Source organism: Mobiluncus curtisii subsp. curtisii ATCC 35241 (genome assembly GCF_000146285.1).
GTDB lineage: Bacteria > Actinomycetota > Actinomycetes > Actinomycetales > Actinomycetaceae > Mobiluncus > Mobiluncus curtisii.
Genome location: NZ_GL385912.1, coordinates 2114619 through 2137068, shown reverse-complemented (window position 1 = coordinate 2137068; position 22450 = coordinate 2114619). Strand labels below are relative to the sequence as shown.

The 22450-nt window shown below is 54.4% G+C and carries 18 protein-coding genes and 1 tRNA gene; 15 read left to right on the top strand and 4 right to left on the bottom strand.

Features of this window, described 5'->3' with window-relative positions; translation table 11 throughout:
• The first annotated feature begins 325 nt into the window (after positions 1-325).
• Together HMPREF0574_RS09195 and HMPREF0574_RS09190 are read left to right on the top strand one after the other, a co-directional pair.
• Positions 326-1285: a CAMP factor family pore-forming toxin gene (locus HMPREF0574_RS09195; RefSeq protein WP_004008475.1), complete on the top strand. Its 960-nt coding sequence runs from the start codon at positions 326-328 to the stop codon at positions 1283-1285.
• A 154-nt stretch (positions 1286-1439) separates the two neighbouring features.
• Complete coding sequence (locus tag HMPREF0574_RS09190; RefSeq protein WP_004008474.1) at positions 1440-2285, top strand: Sir2 family NAD-dependent protein deacetylase; 846 nt, start codon at positions 1440-1442, stop codon at positions 2283-2285.
• Between the two features lie 25 nt (positions 2286-2310).
• Here HMPREF0574_RS09190 and HMPREF0574_RS09185 read toward each other — a convergent pair whose 3' ends face one another.
• A complete protein-coding gene (locus HMPREF0574_RS09185) occupies positions 2311-3048 on the bottom strand; it encodes a glycerophosphoryl diester phosphodiesterase (RefSeq protein ID WP_004008473.1) in 738 nt (245 codons plus the stop codon).
• Positions 3049-3070: 22 nt separating this feature from the next.
• On the opposite strand from HMPREF0574_RS09185, the gene amrS reads away from it, so the two are divergent.
• On the top strand, positions 3071-4123 hold the full coding sequence (gene amrS, locus HMPREF0574_RS09180) for an AmmeMemoRadiSam system radical SAM enzyme (protein WP_004008472.1): 1053 nt from the start codon (positions 3071-3073) through the stop codon (positions 4121-4123).
• Here amrS and rsmI read toward each other — a convergent pair.
• Positions 4120-4986 (bottom strand): 16S rRNA (cytidine(1402)-2'-O)-methyltransferase, encoded by an 867-nt coding sequence (rsmI, locus tag HMPREF0574_RS09175; RefSeq protein WP_004008471.1) that lies wholly within the window; start codon positions 4984-4986, stop codon positions 4120-4122. The genes amrS and rsmI overlap by 4 nt on opposite strands.
• A 133-nt stretch (positions 4987-5119) precedes the next feature.
• On the opposite strand from rsmI, the gene HMPREF0574_RS09170 reads away from it, so the two are divergent.
• The 6 genes from HMPREF0574_RS09170 (at position 5120) to HMPREF0574_RS09145 (ending at position 12798) form a co-directional block, all read left to right on the top strand.
• Positions 5120-6784 (top strand): dolichyl-phosphate-mannose--protein mannosyltransferase, encoded by a 1665-nt coding sequence (locus HMPREF0574_RS09170; protein WP_004008470.1) that lies wholly within the window; start codon positions 5120-5122, stop codon positions 6782-6784.
• A gap of 30 nt (positions 6785-6814) precedes the next feature.
• The gene (metG, locus tag HMPREF0574_RS09165) at positions 6815-8632 is read left to right on the top strand and encodes a methionine--tRNA ligase (RefSeq protein ID WP_004008469.1); all 1818 of its coding nucleotides are present in this window, start codon (positions 6815-6817) and stop codon (positions 8630-8632) included.
• Between the two features lie 21 nt (positions 8633-8653).
• Positions 8654-9625, top strand: coding sequence for a TatD family hydrolase (locus tag HMPREF0574_RS09160; RefSeq protein ID WP_004008468.1), 972 nt, complete (start codon positions 8654-8656; stop codon positions 9623-9625).
• A 129-nt stretch (positions 9626-9754) separates the two neighbouring features.
• Positions 9755-10927, top strand: a complete 1173-nt coding sequence (locus HMPREF0574_RS09155; protein WP_004008467.1) for a resuscitation-promoting factor — start codon at positions 9755-9757, stop codon at positions 10925-10927.
• Between the two features lie 9 nt (positions 10928-10936).
• Complete coding sequence (gene rsmA / locus HMPREF0574_RS09150; protein ID WP_004008466.1) at positions 10937-11866, top strand: 16S rRNA (adenine(1518)-N(6)/adenine(1519)-N(6))-dimethyltransferase RsmA; 930 nt, start codon at positions 10937-10939, stop codon at positions 11864-11866.
• Entirely contained in the window at positions 11863-12798 is a 936-nt protein-coding gene (locus HMPREF0574_RS09145; protein WP_004008465.1) for a 4-(cytidine 5'-diphospho)-2-C-methyl-D-erythritol kinase, read from the top strand. The genes rsmA and HMPREF0574_RS09145 overlap by 4 nt, the downstream gene beginning before the upstream one ends.
• A gap of 156 nt (positions 12799-12954) precedes the next feature.
• On the opposite strand, the gene HMPREF0574_RS09140 is transcribed toward HMPREF0574_RS09145, so the two are convergent.
• Entirely contained in the window at positions 12955-13476 is a 522-nt protein-coding gene (locus tag HMPREF0574_RS09140; protein WP_004008464.1) for a MarR family winged helix-turn-helix transcriptional regulator, read from the bottom strand.
• 276 nt (positions 13477-13752) lie between these two features.
• Between HMPREF0574_RS09140 and HMPREF0574_RS09135 the strand changes: the two genes are divergently transcribed.
• The 3 genes from HMPREF0574_RS09135 to HMPREF0574_RS09125 all read left to right on the top strand — a co-directional run bounded on the left by HMPREF0574_RS09135 (position 13753) and on the right by HMPREF0574_RS09125 (position 16385).
• Positions 13753-13823, top strand: a tRNA-Gln gene (locus tag HMPREF0574_RS09135).
• Positions 13824-13865: 42 nt separating this feature from the next.
• Positions 13866-15329, top strand: coding sequence for a bifunctional UDP-N-acetylglucosamine diphosphorylase/glucosamine-1-phosphate N-acetyltransferase GlmU (gene glmU, locus HMPREF0574_RS09130; protein WP_004008463.1), 1464 nt, complete (start codon positions 13866-13868; stop codon positions 15327-15329).
• A gap of 84 nt (positions 15330-15413) precedes the next feature.
• A complete protein-coding gene (locus HMPREF0574_RS09125; protein WP_004008462.1) occupies positions 15414-16385 on the top strand; it encodes a ribose-phosphate diphosphokinase in 972 nt (323 codons plus the stop codon).
• A gap of 29 nt (positions 16386-16414) precedes the next feature.
• Here HMPREF0574_RS09125 and HMPREF0574_RS09120 read toward each other — a convergent pair whose 3' ends face one another.
• Complete coding sequence (locus HMPREF0574_RS09120) at positions 16415-17164, bottom strand: NADPH-dependent oxidoreductase (RefSeq protein ID WP_004008461.1); 750 nt, start codon at positions 17162-17164, stop codon at positions 16415-16417.
• Between the two features lie 399 nt (positions 17165-17563).
• Here HMPREF0574_RS09120 and HMPREF0574_RS09115 point away from each other — a divergent pair, with 399 nt between their 5' ends.
• The 3 genes from HMPREF0574_RS09115 to mfd are packed head-to-tail and all read left to right on the top strand — an operon-like array spanning position 17564 to position 22441.
• On the top strand, positions 17564-18190 hold the full coding sequence (locus tag HMPREF0574_RS09115; protein WP_004008459.1) for a 50S ribosomal protein L25/general stress protein Ctc: 627 nt from the start codon (positions 17564-17566) through the stop codon (positions 18188-18190).
• 32 nt (positions 18191-18222) lie between these two features.
• Positions 18223-18891 carry an aminoacyl-tRNA hydrolase gene (pth, locus tag HMPREF0574_RS09110; protein ID WP_004008458.1) on the top strand — a complete coding sequence of 223 codons (669 nt, stop codon included), beginning with the start codon at positions 18223-18225 and terminating at the stop codon, positions 18889-18891.
• Positions 18892-18943: 52 nt separating this feature from the next.
• On the top strand, positions 18944-22441 hold the full coding sequence (gene mfd / locus HMPREF0574_RS09105; protein WP_004008457.1) for a transcription-repair coupling factor: 3498 nt from the start codon (positions 18944-18946) through the stop codon (positions 22439-22441).
• Positions 22442-22450 lie beyond the last annotated feature (9 nt).

Genomic DNA, 22450 nt, shown 5'->3' with positions numbered 1-22450 from the left:
CCACACAAACCCGACCAACCTCACAATACACCTCTCGTAATACCAGCACATGTGAGTCGATTTAGTCGGCGGTTCATTTCTTACAGGAAAAATTCAGAGATTAAGCTGAAGACGAGAATGTCACACCGAGCAAACATGGGTGCAAATAGCAAGGTAGAGCCTTTTTGATAGTCTCATTCTTCGAACATAGACTCAGGTAATTTTCAGTTTACATCCAGAGTGTTTATAGTTAATGTGTCAAAGGTTGAAACAACTGATGCATGCAAGGTCGCTAAGCAGGTTGCAGAAACCACTATGTAACTTGATTTTGAAGGGAATCATTTTCATGAACAAGAAGTTTGTTACTCTGGCTGTAGCCGCTGCGATTGCTATCCCAGGTATGACGATTTTGCCGGCGTTGGCTGATGACGAAGTTCCTGCCAATGAAGTTTCAACCGTTGATGTGACCGAACCCGCTGCTGATGCTGTTGCCGCAGCTGCCCCGCAGAGCGACGAGGTTGAAGCAGCTGACCAAGCTGAGGATGCAGAGACCACTGAGCCAGCAGAGGAAGAGGCTGCCGAAAGCGCTGCCACAGAGGAGACCCCGGCTCCTGTTACCGCAGAACGTTCCACTGAGCTTACTCCTTCCGAGGCTCAGAGCGCTATTGACGATATTAACGCTGCCGTAGAGACCCTCAAGGAAATTCAGTCTGAGGAACCGAAGGCTGATTGGTCTAAAGAATTCGATAAGCTCTTCGCAACTGCTACGGAGCTGACCCAGTCCCTCGCCGTGGTCGCAGGAGGCTACCAGACCCTGGCAAACCCGGATTTGATTATGGCTCGTACCCACCTCATTGTTGAGATTGGTCTGACTGTTGATAAGTCCGCTAATAATCTGCGTTACAAGATTCAGAAAGCTCACGTAGAGCTCGGCTTCTCCGTGACTCGCGCTATTATGCGGGTGGCAAATATCGGTGCGACCGTGTACCAGCTGAACGACTCTATCAGCGACCTGCGCGCTACTTACGAGCGTGTCTCTACCTACCGTGACTTGAAGTCCACCGATACCGCAACCATCTACGTGAAGGACCTGTTGAACAAGGCTATCTGGAACACCCGCGTGGCTCGCGACAAAGAAATCTTGACCCACAAGAACTTCCGCACCTACCAAACTTTGAATAAAGAAATCACTAAGGCTGTGCGTGTTTGGTTCAAGGCTAAAGCCACCGTTGCAGAATGCGACGCGGCAATCGCTAAGCTGAATACTGCTTATGCAACTGCCTACTCCGCTCCGAGCGTTCGCTAATCTCTGATTACAATCCTTTCGCGGGAACCCTGCCGTACGGCAGGGTTCCCGCATTTAACCGTTGCAAATACTAATTTTCGTGTGCTTGTCGAGAAATGGAACGCCACTGATTACTTTCCAGTGCGGGCAGGAAAAACAGTCGTAGACTTAAACCATGGAAACTCTCGACGACGCCACGATGCAACAGCTAGAGACTCTGGCGGGATGGATGAGAGGGAAAAAGACCGTGCTGGTCACTGGGGCTGGCATGTCCACCGACACGGGAATTCCCGATTATCGCGGTAAAGGTAACACTGAGATACCCTCGGTTGAATATGACCAATTCGTCAGTGACCCGGTGTGGCAGCGTTGGGTCTGGGCACGTAATCACCAAACCTGGCAAACCATGTTGTCCCTTGATCCCGCTCCAGCGCATCTTGCGCAAGCAAGACTGGAACGTGCCGGGCTGCTGACCGGCATCGCGACTCAAAATGTTGATGGCTTGGATTTGAAAGCTGGGTGCCAAGAAGTCTATGAGATGCACGGTTCTTTTGTGCGAGTGGAATGCGTGGATTGTGGGGAAGTTACCGCTAGACAACCGCTGCACGAGCGACTCACCGAGGCCAATCCGGACTATCCTCTTGATTTGGACCCTGCCCACGTTGCTATTCTGGCAGTGGCAGACCGGAAAGCTGCCGAGTCCTGTACGTTCCAGACTGTGCCTTGTGAGCGATGCGGAGGGCTACTCAAACCAGCTGTCGTGTTTTTCGGACAGTTACTTCCTGCGGAGGTGATGTCCAGGGCTTATGCGGCAGCGGCAGCGGCAGACGTAGTGCTGGTGGTAGGTTCTTCGCTGGTGGTGGGGACAGCCTCGTACGTGATGCAGGCAGGACTAGCCAAAGGAGCCCCACTGGCAATCATCAATCGGGGTCGCACCATGTACGATCGCGCAGCGGATTTGCGTATCGAGGGTGGAGCTTCCCCGTGCTTGACTGCTTTGGCAGATTTGCTGGGAGCTTGACCTCGCAAAAAGTAACTCAGTGTGTTCAGTCTCCTAGAGACGCGCGCATTTCGTCAGCAATGTCCGTAAAAATTCCATCGACTCCCCAACTGGCGAGTTCTCGCGCACGGGTGGGGTCGTTGACGGTCCACACGTTTATCTGCAGTCCCGCATCTTGGAGACGTTTCGTAATTTCAATGGTTAGACCGGAGTCCTCGGGATGAATCGCGGTGGCGCCGACCTGTTCACAGCGGCTAACTGCGTCTTCCCACAGACATTCTTTGGTGAACAGGCACGCTAGTTGCAAGTCAGGACGTTGCTGATGAATCTGGTACAGAAATACGTGATTAAACGAGCTAATGAGCAGCTCCGTGGGGCTGACATCCTGGATTTCACGTAAAACTGTGTCAACCAAGCGGCGAGACATAGCGCCCCCAGCCTCGTTAGATTTCACTTCCAGATTGCATTTCATATGGCTTTCTTTCAGGAAGGTCAAAAGGTCAGTGAGGAGGGGAATCCTCTCATGGCGGTAACTGGTGCTGTCACCAAATTTTGCTCCCGCGGAAATCTGGTCGAGATCTGCAACTGTCAGGTCATATATTGAACCGCAGCGGTCGGTAGTGCGATCTAAGGTGGAATCGTGGAGGATGACAGCGGTGCCGTCCCCCAGAATGTCAACGTCAGTTTCTATCCATTCCACCCCGGCTTCGTGAGCCAGGCGGAATGCTGACAGGGTGTTTTCTGGTGCTTTTCGGTTTAGTCCGCGGTGCGCAAAAATTTTCATGGTTTCAGTCTAAGGTTGATTTATGGGAGATGTATCGAAAACTATCGGTGCACAATGTCGAGGGCGGGTCGCAAAGTGGTGGACCTGGCGCGAGGACGGCAGGATTCGCTGTGGCTTATGTCCACGCGCTTGCACGTTGCGAGAAGGGCAACGCGGCTTTTGCTATACCCGTTTGGCTCGAAATCGAGAAATGGTACTCGATACCTATGGGCGCTGTTCCGGTTTTGGGCTTGATCCCGTCGAGAAAAAACCGCTGTATCATTTCCTGCCCGGCACTCAAGTACTGTCTTTTGGAACCGCCGGATGCAATCTGAACTGTCGGTTTTGCCAAAATTGGGATATTTCCAAGGCTCGAGAAAATGACCGTTTAACCACCAGCGTTAGTCCGGGTGAAATCGCGGATTTAGCGCTGCGGTACAGGGCGAAATCAGTTGCTTTCACCTATAACGATCCCACGATTTTTGCGGAATATGCCATAGATACTGCGAGAGCCTGCCACGCTGAGAAGTTGCGGACGATAGCGGTGAGTGCTGGATACATTTGCGCCGAACCGCGACGGGAGATGTATGCCGTAATGGACGGAGCGAACCTCGATTTAAAGGGGTTTACAGAAGATTTCTATTGGCGCCTCACCGGTGCGCATTTGCGAGACGTGTTGGAAACTATTGCTTATGTTTGCAACGAAACCAAGTGCTGGGTGGAACTGACCACGTTGCTCATCCCCGGTCACAACGATTCTGACGGGGAAATTCGGAACCTCTCGAAGTGGATAGTCGAAAATGTTGGACCGGACGTTCCCCTGCATTTCTCGGCTTTTCATCCCGACTGGAAGATGCGGAATGTGCCCCGGACTCCAGCAACAACGTTGCAGCGGGCACGGGAAATCGCGTGCGGGGAGGGGGTTCGGTTTGTCTATACCGGCAACGTGCGCGACCGTGAGGGGGGAAGTACGTTTTGTCCCGGGTGCGGAGATCTGCTCATTGCGCGGGATTGGTTCGATGTGTCTCAAAACACAGTTGGAGAATCCGGGCAGTGCCCCCGTTGTGCGACCGTCATACCTGGAGTCTGGGCTTAGCCATTTTTCCCCTCAAGGTACGAGGAAAAAAGTTCATTCGCAGAGCCTCCGAACCAGGTCGCAATGAGCTTGGCGGCTGTTTTTGCCTTCACCCCATTCTGTACCAGCTGTTCCAGCTTATCGAGATGCAGGGTTGAATCCGCAGATTCGTTCCCGGCGGTTGCGCCTTGGACGACGATAACGATTTCACCTAAAACCTCAAGTCGGGAACATAACTCGGAATGCACAGATTCTAGGGTGCCTCGGATAAATTCTTCGTGTGTTTTCGTCAGTTCTCGCGCTACCACAGTCGGTCGATTGGCGCCGAAAACCTGGACCATAGCGTCCAGTGTCTCAACGGTTCGGCGTGGCGACTCTAAGAAAATCAGGGACTCGTTACGAGCGGAGAGAGATTGTAACGTATGGTATAAAGCGGCGAACTTACGTGGTAAAAAACCCACAAAAGTAAAGGAATCTGTAGGCAAACCCGACCCTACTAAAGCGAGTAGCGGTGCAGATGGTCCGGGGAGAACCGTAAACGGTATTCCGGCGTTCCCGGCAGCGTGACCCAGCCGAAATCCGGGATCTGAAATTCCCGGCATTCCCGCATCTGAGACTTGCAGGACTCGCTTGCCGTCGCGGGCTAAGTTCAATAATTCCGGAGTCATTGTGGCTTCGTTATGTTCGTGATAAGCCAGCAGTCGGGCAGACATTTCAACCCGCAAGCGGTGAGCCAAATCTCGGGTTCGGCGGGTATCTTCGCAAGCCACGACCTCAGCGTCGCGAAGTGCCTCGCGTAAACGTGGTGAGCTGTCCCCGACATTTCCAATCGGAGTCCCTGCCAAAACCAGGTTCACTTCCTCAAACACCGGGGGATAATCCATGCTCACGGTTCTATTCTTCCATTAAACTGGGGTTGTGAATATCCCACCTCGACCTGCCACCCCGGATTACAGAAACACTTCCGCGTCCAGCCGGGTTTTGCCGCCACGTCCGGGGAGGAACCGACTGACCTATGTGGGAAACGCTTTCCAAACCCGACCCGAGCGTGGGGATCGAGAATATCTCTGGGGCTGGTTGGGGCCTCTGGTGGTATCCATTCTGGTGTTTTTGACTCGGGTGGTGCGTCTGGATGCCATCAAAACTTTGGTTTTTGACGAGACGTACTATGTCAAAGATGCTTATGGATTGATTAAACGCGGCTACGAAGTGCAATGGCCAAAAGACTATGATTCCACTTTCCTCACCGGAAGCTTCAAAACTCCGCTAGAAGGTGCTTTCGTGGTGCATCCCACCGTGGGAAAATGGTTGATTGGGCTGGGAATTAAGCTGTTTGGCAATCAACCGTTTGGGTGGCGTATCGCGGTCTGTATAGCGGGAGCGGTAGCGGTCTACCTGGTGGGCCGCATCGTGTGGGAGCTGTTTGGCAACGCGAGGATGGCCACTCTTGCCTCGGTTCTGATGGGGTTGGACGGGGTGCAAATCGCTCTGTCACGCACCGCCATCCTGGACATTATCCTGGAAATGTTTATCCTTCTGGGAGTGCTGTGCGTCGTTCGCGATCAACTCAGCTATCGTCCGCGGCTCATAGCCGCCCTTGCCAGTGTCGATGCGACCCGGCGTACTGAACAGCTGCGGCAACGATTTCGTCGTGCACAAAATGCGACCGCGGCGAATTCACGAGGTAGCTCACGCCCGTTTACCGGTCCCGGCAGCACCCCGGATTTTTCCAATTTTTCTCTCGCGTGGGGACCGAGCTGTTGGTGGCGTCCCTGGCTGTTTGCGGCAGGCATCGCGTTTGGTTTGGCGATGAGCGTGAAATGGTCGGGTCTCTATGTCCTAGCAGTCTTTGGGATTTTTGTATTTTTGCGGGAATTATCCGCCCGGTGGAGTACCGAGCCAAGGTGGATTGGATCGTCTGTCTTAACTGGAGGAATTCCCGCCTTTGTAAACCTGGTACCGATTGCTTTCCTCACTTACGTGGCTTCTTGGATTGGCTGGTTCACTCATTCGCAAGCGTGGGGGCACACCAATCGCGGTTTGGTTGCGGATTGGCTTGATTATCATCGCCAAATTTTCGTTTTCCATACCAATCTGGATGCTACCCACCCCTACATGGCTAATCCGTGGGGTTGGCTTTTGCAGTTGCGTCCGACTTCGTTTTATTACCAAGAAGTACCGGGAGATTGTGGATCGAGCAGATGCATTGCGGCGGTCAATTCTTTGGGCAACCCGATTCTGTGGTGGGTCGGTTTTGTGGCGTTCTTCCTGATTATCATCGCGGCTTTTGGATTCCTCGACTGGCGCGCGGGACTGATTTTTACTGGATATATGGCCACTTGGTTGCCTTGGTTGGTGTATTCAAATCGCACCATATTTACTTTTTACACGGTGGTTATCTCTCCCTTCATGATTATGGCAGTGATATACCTGTTGGGCTTGCTGATGGGGGCTTGGAGAATCACCAAAGACAAAAACTGGACCGGACGATACAATCTGGTGCCGGCTCTGAGCCAGGTTTCACGAGGTGAATTCATCACTGCCCTGATGATTTTGGTGTTCATTTTCTCAGCAGCGGTGTTCTTTTTCCCCATCTGGACGGGGATGCCCATGCCCGAAGATCACTACGGATGGCGGATGTGGCTGAATAATCCCAACACGAAGTGGGCGTATTGGATTTAGGGAACTTACCGGCGGCGTTAGGATAGTGTCATGACACATATACTTTCTGCCGTCGCTTGGCCCTACGCTAATGGCCCGCGTCACATTGGACATGTTGCTGGTTTTGGAATTCCCTCGGATGTTTTTTCCCGCTATATGCGGATGCGGGGGCATGACGTGCTGATGGTGTCCGGCACGGATGAGCACGGCACGCCAATTCTGGTTGCTGCCGAGGCTGCCGGACTGACTCCGCGAGAATTGGCGAACCGAAACAATCGGGCGATCGTGGAGGATTTGTGCCAGCTGGGTTTGTCTTATGATTTGTTTACTCGTACCACTACGGGCAATCACTATGACACTGTTCGTGCCATGTTCAAAGTGGTGCGGGATAACGGTTATATGAAGGTGCAGACCACTCGTGGTGCGATTTCGCCTTCCACCGGACGAACCCTTCCCGACCGCTACATAGAAGGGACTTGTCCCATCTGTGGGGCAGAAGGAGCCCGAGGGGATCAATGCGATGCCTGTGGCAACCAGCTCGACCCCACCGACCTGATTCGTCCGCGCTCCAAGATTAATGGTGAGACTCCAGAATTCGTGGAAACTGACCACTACTTTTTAGATTTACCGGCTCTCGCCCGCGCCTTGAACGAGTGGCTCGACGACCGTGAAAAGAACGGCAATTGGCGACCTAATGTCATCAAGTTCTCCAAGAACTTCCTAAAGGACATTAAGCCGCGAGCCATGACCCGTGACATTGACTGGGGCATCCCTATTCCCGGTTGGGAGGATCAGCCCAAGCGACTCTATGTCTGGTTTGATGCGGTAATTGGCTATCTCTCAGCTTCTATCGAGTGGGCGCGCCGGTTTGGCCAGTCCCCAGAGGATTGGCGTCAGTGGTGGAATGACCCCGAATCCCTGTCTTATTACTTTATGGGCAAAGACAACATTGTGTTTCACTCCCAGATTTGGCCTGCCGAAATGCTGGGCTACAACGGACGTGGAGACTTCGGCGGGAAACCTGGCGACTTGGGTGTCCTAAACTTGCCTACCGAGGTCGTTTCCTCAGAGTTTTTGACCATGGAAGGCAAGAAGTTTGCCTCCTCGCGTGGAATTGTGATTTATGTGCGTGACATGCTGTCTCGCTACCAAGTCGATGCGTTGCGGTATTTTATCTCCGCGGCGGGACCAGAGAATCAGGATTCTGATTTTACCTGGAGCGAGTTTGTGCGCCGTACGAACTCTGAGTTGGTGGCTGCCTGGGGCAACTTGGTCAACCGCACCGCTTCCATGATTGCCAAGAAATTTGGAGAAATTCCCCCAGCTGGAGATTTCACGGCTGAGGATCAGGCGCTTTTGGATGCTGTCAATGCTGGATTTGAAACTGTGGGTGACCTCATCGAAAGCCATCATCAAAAGGCTGCACTAGCTGAGATTATGCGCCTGGTGGGGGAGGCTAATCGCTACGTCACCACCACGGAGCCCTTCAAGCTGAAAGACGAGTCACAGCGCGACCGGCTGGGAACGATTTTGCATGTCCTGGCTCAGGTGGTGACAGATTTGAACCTGATGATGTCGCCATTCTTACCGACCTCATCAAACGCTATCGACAAGGTCCTGGGTGGGGCTGGGGACGTGGCTCCTCTTCCCCGTATTGAAGAAGTTGTCGATTTAGACGTGAAGAATGAGGACGGGAGCGACCGCACTTACCCGATTATTACCGGAGACTACCGCAACGCCCCAACGTGGGAAAGGCATCCGGTACGGGTGGGGCAAGCCGTGGCAAAACCAGCTCCAGTATTCCAGAAGCTAGATGAGTCTGTTGTCGCGGAGGAACACGAACGTTACGCTAATTTGCTGCAAAAGTAACCCACGTTCTGAGGACTCAAGGTGAGTAAGCGCAAGTCAAAGCCAAAAGTGTGGCCACCCGTGCCGGTGAGCGGAGAGCCTTTTGAAGGCGGAGCGCAGGTCTTTGGTACCGGCAGATTGTTTGACAATCACACGCATCTGCCTCTGTTGCCGGGGGACTACGTTAGCGATTCCACCGGAGTGCGACTGAGTGCTGAAGAACAAATGGAACGGGCGGTACAAGCCGGGGTTCAGCGTGTGGTTGTCTCTCTGTGCAGCCTTCCAGAAGTCCAGGTGCTGTCAACCGACCGGGAACGGTTAGCCGGTTCCGCTTTTGAAATGGTGCGTTTTGCGGTGGCGATTCACCCCAACGATGCTCCGCGCCATCTGGGGATTCTGGATACCGCACCGGATAACGTGGTGCAGACGCGGGAAGTCTGGCAGGAAACCCCTCTCGATGACGCCTTGGCGACAGTAGAGCAAACCGCCCGGGAATTTCCAGAGACGGTGGTCGCTATTGGGGAAACCGGATTGGATTATTTCCGCACTGCCGAAGCCGGTAAGGACGCGCAAAAGCAAGCATTTGCGGCGCATATCGAGTTGGCCAAGGCATTGGATTTACCCCTGCAGATTCACGACCGTAACGCCCATCAGGATTGTGTAGAAATGTTACAGCGCTGCGGAGCTCCGCAAAAGACAGTTTTTCACTGCTTTTCCGGGGACGAGGAATTGGCAGAAATTCTGGCAGAAAATGGGTGGTATGCGTCTTTTGCGGGAAACGTGACCTACCCCGCTAATCGGGATATTCAAGCTGGTGCCCTGGCAATGCCAGCGCATCTGCGCCTCATTGAAACTGATGCTCCGTATCTGACGCCCCAGCCTTATCGGGGTCGACCCAACGCCTCCTATCTGATTGGGCATACCGCGGACTTTTTGGCGGAGTTGACCCAGGTAACGAGCGAAGAGCTGCGCGAACAAACTTTTCGCAACGCCACCGAGGTTTACGGGTTCTAGGATTCATTCAAGTCAGTACCAGGATGTTAGAAAAGTTAAAATTGTTAAAGCAGTGGCTTTTGTTAACTGAAGGTGTACAATAGGTAACGAACTAGACAAAAATATAACGATTCGATAACATTTTTGTTGATGGAAGAGAACACTGCAAATATGAGCGTATCCCCCAAACGAGCCCCACGTCATCTGGAGATTAAACCGGCTCGAGGTCCACGAAAAATCTTTATACCCCTGGTGGGCGCGTTGGCAGCTACCCTAGTGCTGGGAACCGGTATCGGTACCGCATTTGCTATGGCGCATAAGACCGCAACCGTGGTCGCAGACGGCAAGGTCCAGGAATTCGGTGGCTGGGGTACGACGGTATCAGATTTGTTGGCTGAAAACGGTGTGAGCTTTAGTGCTAAAGATTCCGTAATTCCTGCCCCCGAGACCCCCGTCAAGAACGGGATGAAAATTACTATCGAAAGTTCGCGTGGCTTAACTGTCATGGTCAACGGCACCAGGAAAGATGTCGACACCACGGAAGACTCCGCTAGTGCGGCGATTAAGTCTCTCTGGGACGGTCAAGCGGTGCAATTCGTGGGCACCAGCGGCAAAGATTTGCATGGTCTACCCCTGGCACTCTTTGCTCCGGGTGAGAATTATCAGTTGGTTCACGATGGGGTCACCGCACAGATGAAAGCTGCGAAATCTGACTTCGCGCCCGAGGACATCCTGGATCGCAACAAAGTGAAGCTGACCGGCTTGGACACCGTCCAAGTGCTGTTTAACCCCGGTGTGGCGCCTATCGTGCAGGTGCAGCGCATCACGGAAGAAAACGTCACGGTGAGCGAGCCGATTCAGTTCGAAACCGAAACTATCAAGGATGATTCGAAGTTTGCTGATGAAAAGGTCGTGACGCAAAAGGGCACGACCGGGGAAAAAGAAATCACCAAGAAAGTGCGCAGCATTGACGGTGTGGTTTCGTCCGAAGAAGTCTTGAGCGAAAATGTCGTGACTCAACCGGTCAACGAAAAGGTTACGGTCGGGACAAAGAAACGTCCTGCCTCGCAACCTATTGCCGCGACCGGTGACGTGTGGAGCAAACTGGCATTTTGTGAGGCCGGGGGGCGCCCCGATACGAACACAGGCAATGGGTTCTACGGAATGTACCAGTTCACACTGCCGACTTGGCGGGCGGTAGGAGGTTCCGGTCTGCCGTCGGAGGCTTCGGCAGAAGAACAGACCCACCGGGCTCAAATTCTGCAAGCTCGTTCAGGTTGGGGACAGTGGCCGGCGTGCTCCCGGAAGCTCGGTCTGCGCTAAAATTCGGACGTGTTTTTGTTAGGTGCTCGCGATGTCTCAGAGCTCTGTGCGCTCTTAGAGGTATCTCCGAGTAAGAAAAAAGGTCAAAATTTCGTCACCGATCCGGGGACTGTGCGACGCATTGCGGCTGCAGCAGGGATTTCCCCCGGCGACACGGTTGTGGAAATTGGTCCGGGACTGGGGTCTTTGACTCTGGCGTTGTTGGAACTAGGCTGCAGAGTCATCGCTATTGAGATTGACCAGCGGTTGGCTGCTGCCCTCCCGGTGACGGTCGCTCAACATGGTGCGAACAGCGCGGACTTGTGCGTCATGACCCAAGATGCTCTGGAGATTGCTGGTGAATCAGACCTAGAACTCCCCGCGGGATGGACAGCACCACACCGGTTGGTAGCGAACCTGCCCTACAATGTTGCCACCCCCCTGTTGCTGCATTTCTTGGAAGTACTGCCAGGTCTGGAGAGTGCTCTGGTTATGGTGCAAGCCGAAGTGGCGGATCGCTGGGTGGCAGGAGTCGCTGACGGCGATTACGGGGCTCCCAGCGTCAAACTGGCGTGGTGGGGCAGGGCGAAGCGTGCTTTTAAAGTGGGGCGGAATGTGTTTTATCCTGTCCCGAATGTGGATTCAACCGTGGTGGAGTTTCGACGTTTAGAGGTGCGTCAACGACTCAAGGACGACCTGAAACTGAGCGCAGAAGGCTTGACGGATGAGGCAATCGAAACGTTGCGGCAGGAAGTGTTCGCGGCTGTGAATGCGGCATTTTCGCAGCGCCGCAAGACGTTACGGCAGTCCTTGGCTGGGTATGCCGGTTCCCCCAACGCGGCTGCCAATTTGCTGGAAGCGGTTGGAATCACACCGGGATTGCGGGCTGAACGTCTCAGTGTCATCGACTTCACGAAAATCGCAGCTGCAAAACTTTATGGAACGAATGATACAAAATGAGTGGCGTGAGGATTCTCGAGAATGAACCGGGACGGCGCCTCAAAGTGTTTGCACCCGGAAAAGTGAACCTGTTGCTTCAGGTGGGGCAGCGTCCTGCTGGGCAGCCACGACACGAGCTACTGACGGTATTCCAGTGCCTGGACCTGGGAGAATATCTGACGGTAGAACCCCGTGATGCAGGCGAAACAGATATGGTTCATACCGTGCTGGCTCCCGGATTGACTGGACCAAAGAACCTGGACGGACCGGAAAACCTCGCTCTCAAAGCGGTTCAGACCTTGCGTGAAACTGGTGCCACAGTGCCCTTCACCAGCATAAAGATTGAGAAAAATATTCCGGTGGCAGGTGGTATGGCAGGAGGGTCAGCCGATGCCGCCGGGGTGTTATATGCTGTGAACCAGCTTTACGAACTGGGATTCACCAGCAGCGATCTGCAGTCTCTGGGGGCGAAACTGGGCGCGGACGTGCCTTACGGTCTAACCGGGGGAAACGCTTTGGGGCTTGGGTTCGGAGACAGAATGCAGAGTTTACCGGGCAGTACAAAATGCTACTGGGTCCTGGCGGTTTCTCCTCGTGGTCTGTCCACGCCGGAAGTTTTTAAAGCTTTCGACAGGATGGTTTCGCATCCGCAGCCCCTACCTTCCGCACTTTCGCCCGACTTCCTAGCAGCTCTGGATGGGAATCCCGCTGAACTGGCTGGATACCTTCACAACGATTTGCAGACCGCAGCCCTAAGCATTTTCCCCGAGCTATCCCAAATTATCGTCGCGGCAGAGCAGGCGGGGGCTTTGAAAGCTCTCGTTTCCGGCTCCGGTCCGACCGTTGCCGCTTTGTGCCCAGATGCGTCCTCCCAAAAAATAGTGGCGGCGAGGCTGGAGGCGCATCCTTTGGTAGCGTGTGTGTTCAGCGCCACCGGACCGGTATGCAGCTGATTGGGAAAGTGCCCTGACCAGACCAGCTTCGGCAGCAGCCCGCATTGAGAGTTGGGGTAGATGAATAAAGTGCGAGATGGCTGTTCAGATACTCAAGTCGTGGACTGTCTGGGGACTGAACGCGAAAGTTGCGGAAAACGCATCTCTCCGGTTTTCTCACCGCGACTGGGCATCGAAGGGGAGGAGCACGGCTCGCAACAGGCGCGCTAATTCGTTAACGTCCGCTTCGGAAAGATCCCCTAGCCAGTCGCGTTCCGTAGCCATAAGTTTGGTAATCGCGGCATCGGCGTGTTTCTTGCCGTCTTCGGTGAGTTCCACCAGGATGGCGCGACGGTCCTCCGGATGGGCGCAGCGACGTACCAGTCCGCGTTCTTCCAAACGGTCGATGCGGTTCGTCATCGTCCCGGAGGATACCAGCGATTGCTGCATGAGCACTCCCGGTGTCAGAGAAAAAGGCTCTCCTGCCCGGCGCAGAGCGGAAAGCACGTCGAAAGCCCAAGGCTCCAGGTCTACTGAAGAAAACGCCTCGCGGCGCGCCTGGTCGAGGTGGCGAGCGAGACGTGACACGCGGGAAAACACTGAAAGTGGAGTTAAATCAGCATGGGGAAGCAGGGCACGCCAAGCCTTAAGGATGCCGTCGACTTCGTCACCATCAGGTAAAGCGGAAGGGGGAACCATAGTACCGTCCTATTGCCGGAAAAAATTTCTTTAATAATACTCGAGGTCGAGAATCTTTGTCGCGGAGAAATCTTTGTATCCTGGGTCTATGTTTCCCGGCACCCATGGGAAACCTCTCAGAATCCGGGCGCTCAGAACAAAATAATTCTGCCAATCCGGTCAGTACCCGCGATACCGGCAAGATATGGGACAGCTAATTAGCAGTCTCAACTTTCTAAAAAAGTTGAAAAATGGCAAAATAGATAGGCGCTGTCTTGATTGTAGTCAGCGGCGCATTCCGCCCTGGTGTAATGGCAGCACAGAGGTTTTTGGTACCTTTAGTCTGGGTTCGAATCCTGGGGGCGGAACTTTTTGCTTTTTAGGGTCGGGCAAGGCGCTAGGATAGGAACATGACCAACGTCACCACCATCGTAATCTTGGCGGCAGGCCAAGGCACTCGTATGAAGTCTAAGAAAGCCAAGGTCTTGCACTCTTTCGCAGGGCGCACCCTGCTTTCTCACGCTATCCACACCGCTATGGAAATTGAACCGGAACGCATCGTGGTAGTGGTTCGTCACCAGGCTGATGCCGTCGCTGCCGAAGCTCTGGCGGTCAATCCTGACATCGTGATTGCGCGCCAAGATGATGTGCCCGGCACCGGTCGAGCCGTGTGGTGTGCTTTGCAGAAGCTCGAGGAACTGGGAGTCGCGACAGGCACTTTGGTGGTGACTTCCGCTGATGTGCCGTTGCTTGATTCCTCCACGATTCTGTCTCTCGCAGAGACTCGTGAAGAGGAAGGCGCGGCGTTGTGCTTGCTGACCACCGAGATAGCCAACCCCTTTGGCTACGGGCGAATTCAGCGGGTGGCAGGGCACGTCGCCGGTATCGTCGAGGAACGCGATGCAACCTATGCGCAGAAGCAAATCAAAGAGGTGAACGCGGGGATTTACGCTTTTGGGGCGGAATTCTTAAACCGCTGCCTCCCGACCCTGTTGACAAACAACGACCAAGGGGAAATCTATTTGACCGACACGATTAAGGCTGCCCGGCAGGAAGGACTGAAAGTGTCTTCGGTGCTGTTGGCGGACACGGCACAAGCGGAAGGCTGTAACGATAGAGCGCAGCTGGCTGAGCTGCGAGCCGAATACAATCGCCGCCGGACTCGGTACTGGATGCTCCAGGGTGTCACCATCATCGACCCGACTACGACATGGATTGATGCTGACGTGACCATTGGTCAGGACACCACGATTTATCCCAATACGCAGCTGCGCCGTCACACCACCATTGGTGAGGATTGCCGTATCGGACCGGACTCGACCCTTATTGATATGAAAGTGGGGGACGACGCGGAAGTCTTTCGAGTTCACGGTCTGTCCTCTGAAATCGGAGCGCATTCATATATCGGACCTTTTACCTACTTGCGTCCGGGAACCATTCTGTCGGAGAACACGAAGGTCGGAGGCTTTTGCGAAACCAAAAATATCCAGGTCGGGCGGGGTACCAAGATCCCGCACCTGTCTTATGTGGGGGATGCCACCATCGGGGAAGGCACTAACATCGGCGCCGCTACAATCTTTGCTAACTACGATGGGGTGCACAAACATCACTCGAATGTTGGTTCGCACTGCCGGACCGGCGCTAATAACGTGTTCATTGCCCCGGTCAATATCGGTGACGGCGTTTATACCGGTGGGGGAACTATCGTCCGTCAAGACATCCCGGACGGGAACTTGGCAGTCAATGATTTCCACATGCGCCAAATTCCTGGTTGGGTCGCCGAACATCGACCCGAAACTATCGCCGCCATCGAAGCCATGCGGGCTGAACAAGCCAAAGAAAACTCTCCGGATAAAACCGCGGGTGATAATTAGTCCCCGTACACTGCAGGGACGGTAAGACCTGCGAAAAAACCCTTGCAACAACAGAAAAAACTCCAATAAAAGAAGGAAACACGAATGGCAGAGTTGTTTGATACCCCACGTAAGCGTTTGGTGATTGTGACCGGACGATCGCATCCCGAACTGGCTGAACAGGTCGCTAAAGAACTTGACGTGGAGGTGCTGCCGACTACGATTTACGACTTTGCCTCGGGCGAAATCTATGTGCGGTACAACGAGTCAGTGCGCGGCTGCGACGTGTTCTGCATCCAGTCAATTTCTGGCAATGTCTCCAAGTGGTTGATGGAACATTTCATCATGATTGACGCCCTGAAGCGTGCCAGCGCCAAACGCATTACCGTGGTTGCCCCGCTGTATCCCTACGCACGTCAAGATAAGAAGCACCAAGGTCGCGAGCCGATTTCGGCGCGTCTGATTTCGGATTTGTACAAGACGGCTGGGGCCTCTCGCTTAATGAGTATTGATATGCACGCCTCGCAGGAACAGGGCTTCTTTACCGGTCCGGTGGATCACCTCCAGGCGATGCCAGTGTTGATTGATTACGTCCGCACCCGCGTGGATTTGAATAACGTGACCGTGGTGTCTCCGGATGCCGGTCGAATTCGCGTGGCTGAAAAGTGGGCTAATCGCTTGGGTGGATACCCTCTGGCTTTTGTGCACAAGACTCGCGATACCTCTCGTCCCAATGTGGCGGTAGCTAATCGTGTGGTGGGCGACGTTGCCGGGCGAACCTGCGTGCTGGTAGATGACTTAATTGATACCGGTGGCACAATTGCCGAAGCCGTGGGGGTCTTGAAGCACGCCGGAGCAAAGGACGTGCTGGTAGCGGCGACGCACGCGGTGTTTTCTGACCCCGCAGCAAAGCGTCTGAGCGAATGCGGCGCCCGTGAAGTTATCGTTACGGATACGGTACCGATTCCTCCGGACAAGTGCTTCCCGCAACTCAAGGTCTTGCCGATTGCACCGTTGTTAGCCAGGGCAATTCGTCAGGTCTTTGAAGAAGGCTCTGTAACTGCCCTGTTTGAGTAAATCCGGTGTGAGTCCCCTAGAGCTTTACTCTAGGGGTGCATCAGGAATCCCTGAGATTCAATGTCATCCAGGATGGAGGCACGACGATTGCGGACCTTGCCTAAGTTCTGGAAGATTTGATTCGTAAACTTGTCCTCGCGCTTGCCCTTATTGCGCAGGTCATAGTATTCGCGCATCTGTGCGTCGTAATCTTTGAGGGCTTCCAGGTAGGAATCTGGACGCACGTAGGTGTCAGTCATGACTCGGAATTCTTTGGGCATCCGCGGTTTCCGCTGTGGGTTTTCGCCAGGGTATCCCAATGTCAGTCCCAGTACCGGGAAAGTGTAGAGGGGCAGACCGATAGCCTCGATGACCCCTTTAGGCTCGTTCAAAATATTGCCTAAAATGTTGGCTCCCAGCCCCAAAGACTCGGCGGCTACCACCACGTTTTGAACCATCAGGACCGCATCGGTGAATCCTTCTTGGAACGTATCTATTGTGGCAGCTGATTGGGGGTACAAGCCCATCTCTTGCAGGATAGCTGCAGCCCTGGCTAAGTCCACGATGAACAGCAAATACTCCGGGGCGCGAGCGACATATTCTTGACCACCGATTTCAGCCAGTTTTTCACGCTTTGCTTGATCCTTGACGCGGATAATCGACGCACTTTGTATCCCGCGTGACGTGGGGGTGTGCATGGCAACGTCCATGAGGGTTTGGAAAATATCCTCAGGAATGGGATCCGATTTAAACTCGCGGATGGTGCGATGCTCTAGCTGGACATCGATGGTTTCGTTCATGGAATCATTGTTTCACATTTTATCTTTAGGTATACCCAAATATTGATTCTGATCAGATTTACACTCGGCCAGCGAGAGACACAGGAGGTTAAAGTTTCTGCAAATTAGTAAAATTACGGGGTTTTCGCTATTATTATCAGGTTGCCTCGGCGAGGGGGAGCGCAGCGGTCATTCCGTGGCGTGAACCGTTATCGACGCGGCCCGGTAACTTTTGCTGGATGCCCTTCGCCCGCTTTTGCTTTTGAGCAAGGCGGGTTTTTCTGTCTGGTGACAGGAAACGGATTCGTCTGTCGACCTGTAAGGGGAGGGACGAAACTTCGGAAAAGAGAGCCCGCAACAGGAATCCGTGGTCCTCCGGGGAAAACACATACTGAGTACAAATTTGGAGGATACAAAACCATGGCTGATAACCCCACTTTGCAAGTTGAACCGCGCACTGATTTTGGCAAGGGCTTTGCTCGTCGCGCACGAGTTGCCGACAAAATTCCGGCAGTGCTTTACGGTCACGGCACGGATCCGGTGCACTTGTTGCTGCCCTACCACGATACTTTCCTGTTGGTGAAGGATAACCCGAACGCTGTTATTTCCCTGAAGGGACTCAAAAATCCGGCGATGGTCCTGGTTAAGGACATTCAGCGTCACCCTGTAAAGCGCCAGATTATGCACATGGACCTGCTGCTGGTAAAGGCTGACGAAAAGGTGGACGTGGAAGTACCTATCGAAATCATTGGTGAGCCCATGTCTGGTTTGGTAGCCAACCAGGACCTGCTGAATATGGAAATTTTTGCCCCGGTTATTGATATTCCGGAAAAGATTGAAGTTAACGTGGATGGTCTGGAAGACGGCGTGGTGCTGAGCGTAGCCGACATTAAGCTGCCTGCGGGCGTAGAAGCCAAGACCGATCCGGAAGCGATTGTTTTGAGCGTCGCCGCTCCTCAGGAAGCTGATATTCCTGAAGCCCCGGCGGCAGAAGATGAAACTGCTGAGGCTCCGGCTGCGGATGCTTCCGCAGAAGCTGCTGAATAATAGCGGTTTCCGGACACTGATTTGGATTGCTGATGAGCCCCACTCACGAACCACGTTTAGATCCTTCTCGTCTGCTGGACAAGGAGGGAACCTGGCTCGTGGTGGGGCTTGGCAATCCCGGTGACAAATATGCCGGAACGCGGCACAACTGTGGATATATGGTGACTGATTGCTTTGTGAAGCAGTCGGGTCAGGCATATCGGAATCAGTCTCTAGCGCGTGCGGGAGTGGTGGCGCGCGTGGCGACGGTGAGCTTGGGCTACGGGGTTGACGCGCCCAAGATTATCGTGGCGCATACTGGCTCATACATGAATGAATCGGGTCCGGGGGTGAAAGAACTGCTGGACTATTATCGGCTTGGGTCAGACCGTTTGCTGGTGGTTCATGATGAGTTAGACCTTGAAATGGGTTACGCCAAGCTGAAAGTTGGCGGCAGCGACGGGGGTCACAACGGGCTTAAATCCATCCAAAAAGCTTTGGGTACGAAAGACTTTGCACGTTTACGCATTGGCATCGGACGCCCCGTGAAGATGCCTGGCGGGGGTTTTGATGTCATCAATTGGGTTTTAGGGCGTATCCCAAAGTCGCAGCAAAGTATCCTCGATGAGGTTCTGGACCGAGCGGTACAATGTGTGACGGATATTGCAGAGAACGGTCTGGCGAAAGCTCAAGCCAGGCTACATTTGGGCAACCCCAAGTAAGGGGCGGCGCCTGCAAAAGGTAGGGGCTGAGCTCGGGGGGTCAGGTACATTCATGAGTTTGCACGGTTTACTGGAGGTGACTGGGGATGCTTTGGCAGGTCTGGAGCCTGACAGGGCGGATACGGCGAGCGAATACGTAGCCCCACCCGGCTTTTATGCCCCGCTCATCGTGGGCTTGCCCGGCAGCGACGAAAGGCTGACCGTGGTCCTCGCGCCGAGCACCCGTGCCGCCACCCAATTGGCTCGTGAATTGGGAGCCTATACCGCTGGAGTGGAGTTGTTTCCTGACTGGGAAACCTTGCCTCACGAGAGACTTTCTCCCCGCACCGACACGATGGCGCGCCGGATTTGGGCTTTACACCGGGTGACGCATCCCCATCCGCAAGACGCGGTTCATTTCCTGGTCATGCCCGTGCGAGCCGCGCTAGCCCCGGTAAATGCGCATATAGCTGACTATCCCCTGTTTACCGTGCAGGTGGGAGACCCCTATGACCGCGACACCATGGCTGCAGATTTGTTGCGTTTGGGCTACGAACGCGTTGATATGGTCGGAGCGCGCGGTCAGTTTGCGGTGCGTGGAGGGCTGCTTGATGTTTTTTCTCCCACCTCTGCCCACCCGGTGCGTATCGAACTGTTTGGTGATGAGGTAGACACCATCCGCGCGTTTACGGCATCGGATCAGCGGACTTTCGGCGGCGACATCCGAACGCTGGTCGCCCCCGCTTGTCGCGAACTGCTCCTCGACGATACGGCACGAAAACTGGCTGCCAGCCTTGCTGGTCAGATGCCGCAGGCTGCCGAAATACTCAACCTGGCAGCCGAGGGCAAATACGGCGAAGGCTTGGAATCCTTGAGTCCCCTGCTGGGGGCAGAAATGGTGCCGCTGTTTTCTCTGCTGCCACCCGGTGCCCGACTGGTGGCGACCGATCGTCCCCGGTTGGAAGCTCGTGCTACAGAACTGGTAGAAACTACCCAAGAGTTCCTGGCAGCTTCCTGGTCGGCGGCCGCGGGTGGCGGGGAAGTGCCCCTGGAGATTGAACAAGCTTCATTTTTGACCTTGGAGCAGCTTCATGCTGCGGCACAAGAGGCGCACATGGACACGGTGTTCGTCTCTCCTTTTGCGGTGGGCGAGAACGCTCAAAACGTGGGGGCGCAAATCGTGATGGAGCCTCTCGCCGGAGAAACTGGACTGATTGGTACAATCGGCGATTTAGCTTCGAAAAACTGGAATGTAGTGATTACTACGACCGGCAAGGGAATGGCGAGCCGGCTGCGGGATGTACTCAGCGAGGCTGATGTCCCGGCAAAAGTGGTGAAGGACGCAACATCGCAGAACGACGGAACCGTACAGATTACGGTGGCGCCCCTGGACGAAGGATACCAAGTCCCCGCCGCGCAGCTGTTGGTGGTGAGCGAGGCACAGGTCTTGGGAAAAAAGAAATCCCGCCACACTGCCGACAAGGCAAACCTTCCCGCCAGACGACGCAAAGCTATTGACCCCCTGACGTTGACCCAGGGCGACTACGTGGTTCACCTGCACCACGGCATCGGACGCTTCGTGAAACTGGCGAAGCGCACCATGGGGCGAGGTCGGGAAACCACCTCGAAAGAATACGTGGTGTTGGAATATGCCCCCAGCAAACGCAACGGACCGGCTGACCAGCTGTGGGTGCCTACTGACTCCCTGGATTTGCTCTCAAAATATGTGGGTGGAGAATCTCCAACCCTGTCAAAGATGGGCGGAGCAGATTGGGCAAAGACCAAGTCCAAAGCCCGCAAAGCGGTCAAAGAAATCGCTCGTGAGCTGGTGCGACTGTACGCCATCCGGCAAGCCTCCAAAGGACATGCTTTCAGCCCGGATACCCCCTGGCAGCGGGAACTGGAAGATAGTTTCGAGTTCGTCGAAACTCCCGACCAGCTCACGGTCATTGATGAAGTCAAGCACGATATGGAACAAACCGTCCCGATGGATCGGCTGGTCTGTGGTGATGTAGGTTACGGAAAAACTGAGATTGCGGTCCGTGCGGCGTTTAAAGCGGTCCAAGATGGCAAGCAAGTGGCGATTTTAGCGCCGACCACCCTGCTGGTCAGCCAGCACACCGAAACATTTACGAGCCGTTTTGCGGGATTCCCGGTGACGGTGGCGGCGCTGTCTCGCTTTACCACGGCGAAAGAAGCTGCCCAGATTAAAGCCGGGTTAAAAGACGGCTCCATCGAAGTGGTCATCGGCACCCACGCCCTGCTGTCCGGAAACGTTCGTTTCAAAGACTTGGGTCTGGTGGTAATCGACGAAGAGCAACGTTTCGGTGTGGAGCACAAGGAAGCTCTAAAGGCTTTGCGTGCCGACGTTGACGTCTTGACGATGAGCGCCACCCCGATTCCGCGCACCCTGGAGATGGCAATCACCGGGATTCGCGGCATGAGCACCCTCACCACCCCGCCGGAGGACCGCCACCCGGTCTTGACCTACGTGGGAGCCTACTCAGATAAACAGGTTGCGGCAGCAATCCGGCGCGAGCTTTTGCGTGATGGTCAAGTATTTTTCGTGCATAACCGGGTGCAATCAATCAATAGGATTGCCGCTCACCTGGCCGAGCTGGTGCCCGAAGCGCGGGTGCGAGTGGGGCACGGGCAAATGTCAGAAAAACAGCTGGAATCGGTCATGGTGGATTTCTGGAACCAAGAATTCGATGTGTTGGTGTCCACGACGATTGTCGAAAACGGCTTGGATGTGACCAACGCCAACACAATCATCGTGGATCGTGCCGATCGGTTTGGTCTCTCGCAGCTGCATCAGCTCCGCGGACGAGTCGGCCGCGGGCGGGAACGTGGCTACGCTTACTTCCTCTATCCGCCGGGCACCACCATGAATGAAACAGCTTTTGAGAGGCTGAAAACGATTGGAACCAACACCGGGTTAGGCTCCGGGATGGCTATCGCTACGAAAGACCTGGAGATCCGAGGTGCTGGCAACCTGTTGGGCGGTGAGCAGTCTGGACACATCGCCGGGGTGGGCTTTGACCTCTATGTGCGCATGGTGGGTGAGGCAGTTGCGACCTATAAAGGCGAGGAAGCCCCCGAAGACACCAGTGTGTCCATTGAGCTGCCCATAGATGCCTTTATTCCCGAGGACTATCTGGATGTGCAGTCGCTGCGTCTCGATGCCTATACACGTCTGTCCGCAGCGACTACCGATGAGGAAATCGATCAACTGTTGGAGGAAATGACCGACCGCTACGGGCGACCTCCGGAACCGTTGGAACGCTTGGGGGCAGTAGCAAAACTGCGTAACTTGGCGCGGGCTCAAAAAGTGCAAGAGATTAAAGTCATGGGCAAATTTATTCGCTTTGCGCCCGTCGAACTGGCGGATTCGCAGATGGCTCGGCTGCAGCGCATGTATCCGGGAGCGCGGGTAAAATTGGCGACGCGTGAATTGTTCATACCTGCACCGACTCGGAAAAATGGGTTGAGCGAGACTCCCATCGTGGATTTGGAGCTGCTGGAATGGGTCCAAAAAATCATTCGGGGCATTATTAAACCGCTAGCTTAAAATTCCCTC

Excerpts from the sequence above, each read along its gene's own strand:
- HMPREF0574_RS09195 (WP_004008475.1), top strand. The coding sequence starts at position 326 with ATGAACAAGAAGTTTGTTACTCTGGCTGTAGCCGCTGCGATTGCTATC.
- HMPREF0574_RS09190 (WP_004008474.1), top strand. The coding sequence starts at position 1,440 with ATGGAAACTCTCGACGACGCCACGATGCAACAGCTAGAGACTCTGGCG.
- HMPREF0574_RS09185 (WP_004008473.1), bottom strand. The coding sequence starts at position 3,048 with ATGAAAATTTTTGCGCACCGCGGACTAAACCGAAAAGCACCAGAAAAC.
- amrS (WP_004008472.1), top strand. The coding sequence starts at position 3,071 with ATGGGAGATGTATCGAAAACTATCGGTGCACAATGTCGAGGGCGGGTC.
- rsmI (WP_004008471.1), bottom strand. The coding sequence starts at position 4,986 with ATGGATTATCCCCCGGTGTTTGAGGAAGTGAACCTGGTTTTGGCAGGG.
- metG (WP_004008469.1), top strand. The coding sequence starts at position 6,815 with ATGACACATATACTTTCTGCCGTCGCTTGGCCCTACGCTAATGGCCCG.
- HMPREF0574_RS09155 (WP_004008467.1), top strand. The coding sequence starts at position 9,755 with ATGGAAGAGAACACTGCAAATATGAGCGTATCCCCCAAACGAGCCCCA.
- HMPREF0574_RS09145 (WP_004008465.1), top strand. The coding sequence starts at position 11,863 with ATGAGTGGCGTGAGGATTCTCGAGAATGAACCGGGACGGCGCCTCAAA.
- HMPREF0574_RS09140 (WP_004008464.1), bottom strand. The coding sequence starts at position 13,476 with ATGGTTCCCCCTTCCGCTTTACCTGATGGTGACGAAGTCGACGGCATC.
- glmU (WP_004008463.1), top strand. The coding sequence starts at position 13,866 with ATGACCAACGTCACCACCATCGTAATCTTGGCGGCAGGCCAAGGCACT.
- HMPREF0574_RS09125 (WP_004008462.1), top strand. The coding sequence starts at position 15,414 with ATGGCAGAGTTGTTTGATACCCCACGTAAGCGTTTGGTGATTGTGACC.
- HMPREF0574_RS09120 (WP_004008461.1), bottom strand. The coding sequence starts at position 17,164 with ATGAACGAAACCATCGATGTCCAGCTAGAGCATCGCACCATCCGCGAG.
- HMPREF0574_RS09115 (WP_004008459.1), top strand. The coding sequence starts at position 17,564 with ATGGCTGATAACCCCACTTTGCAAGTTGAACCGCGCACTGATTTTGGC.
- pth (WP_004008458.1), top strand. The coding sequence starts at position 18,223 with ATGAGCCCCACTCACGAACCACGTTTAGATCCTTCTCGTCTGCTGGAC.
- mfd (WP_004008457.1), top strand. The coding sequence starts at position 18,944 with ATGAGTTTGCACGGTTTACTGGAGGTGACTGGGGATGCTTTGGCAGGT.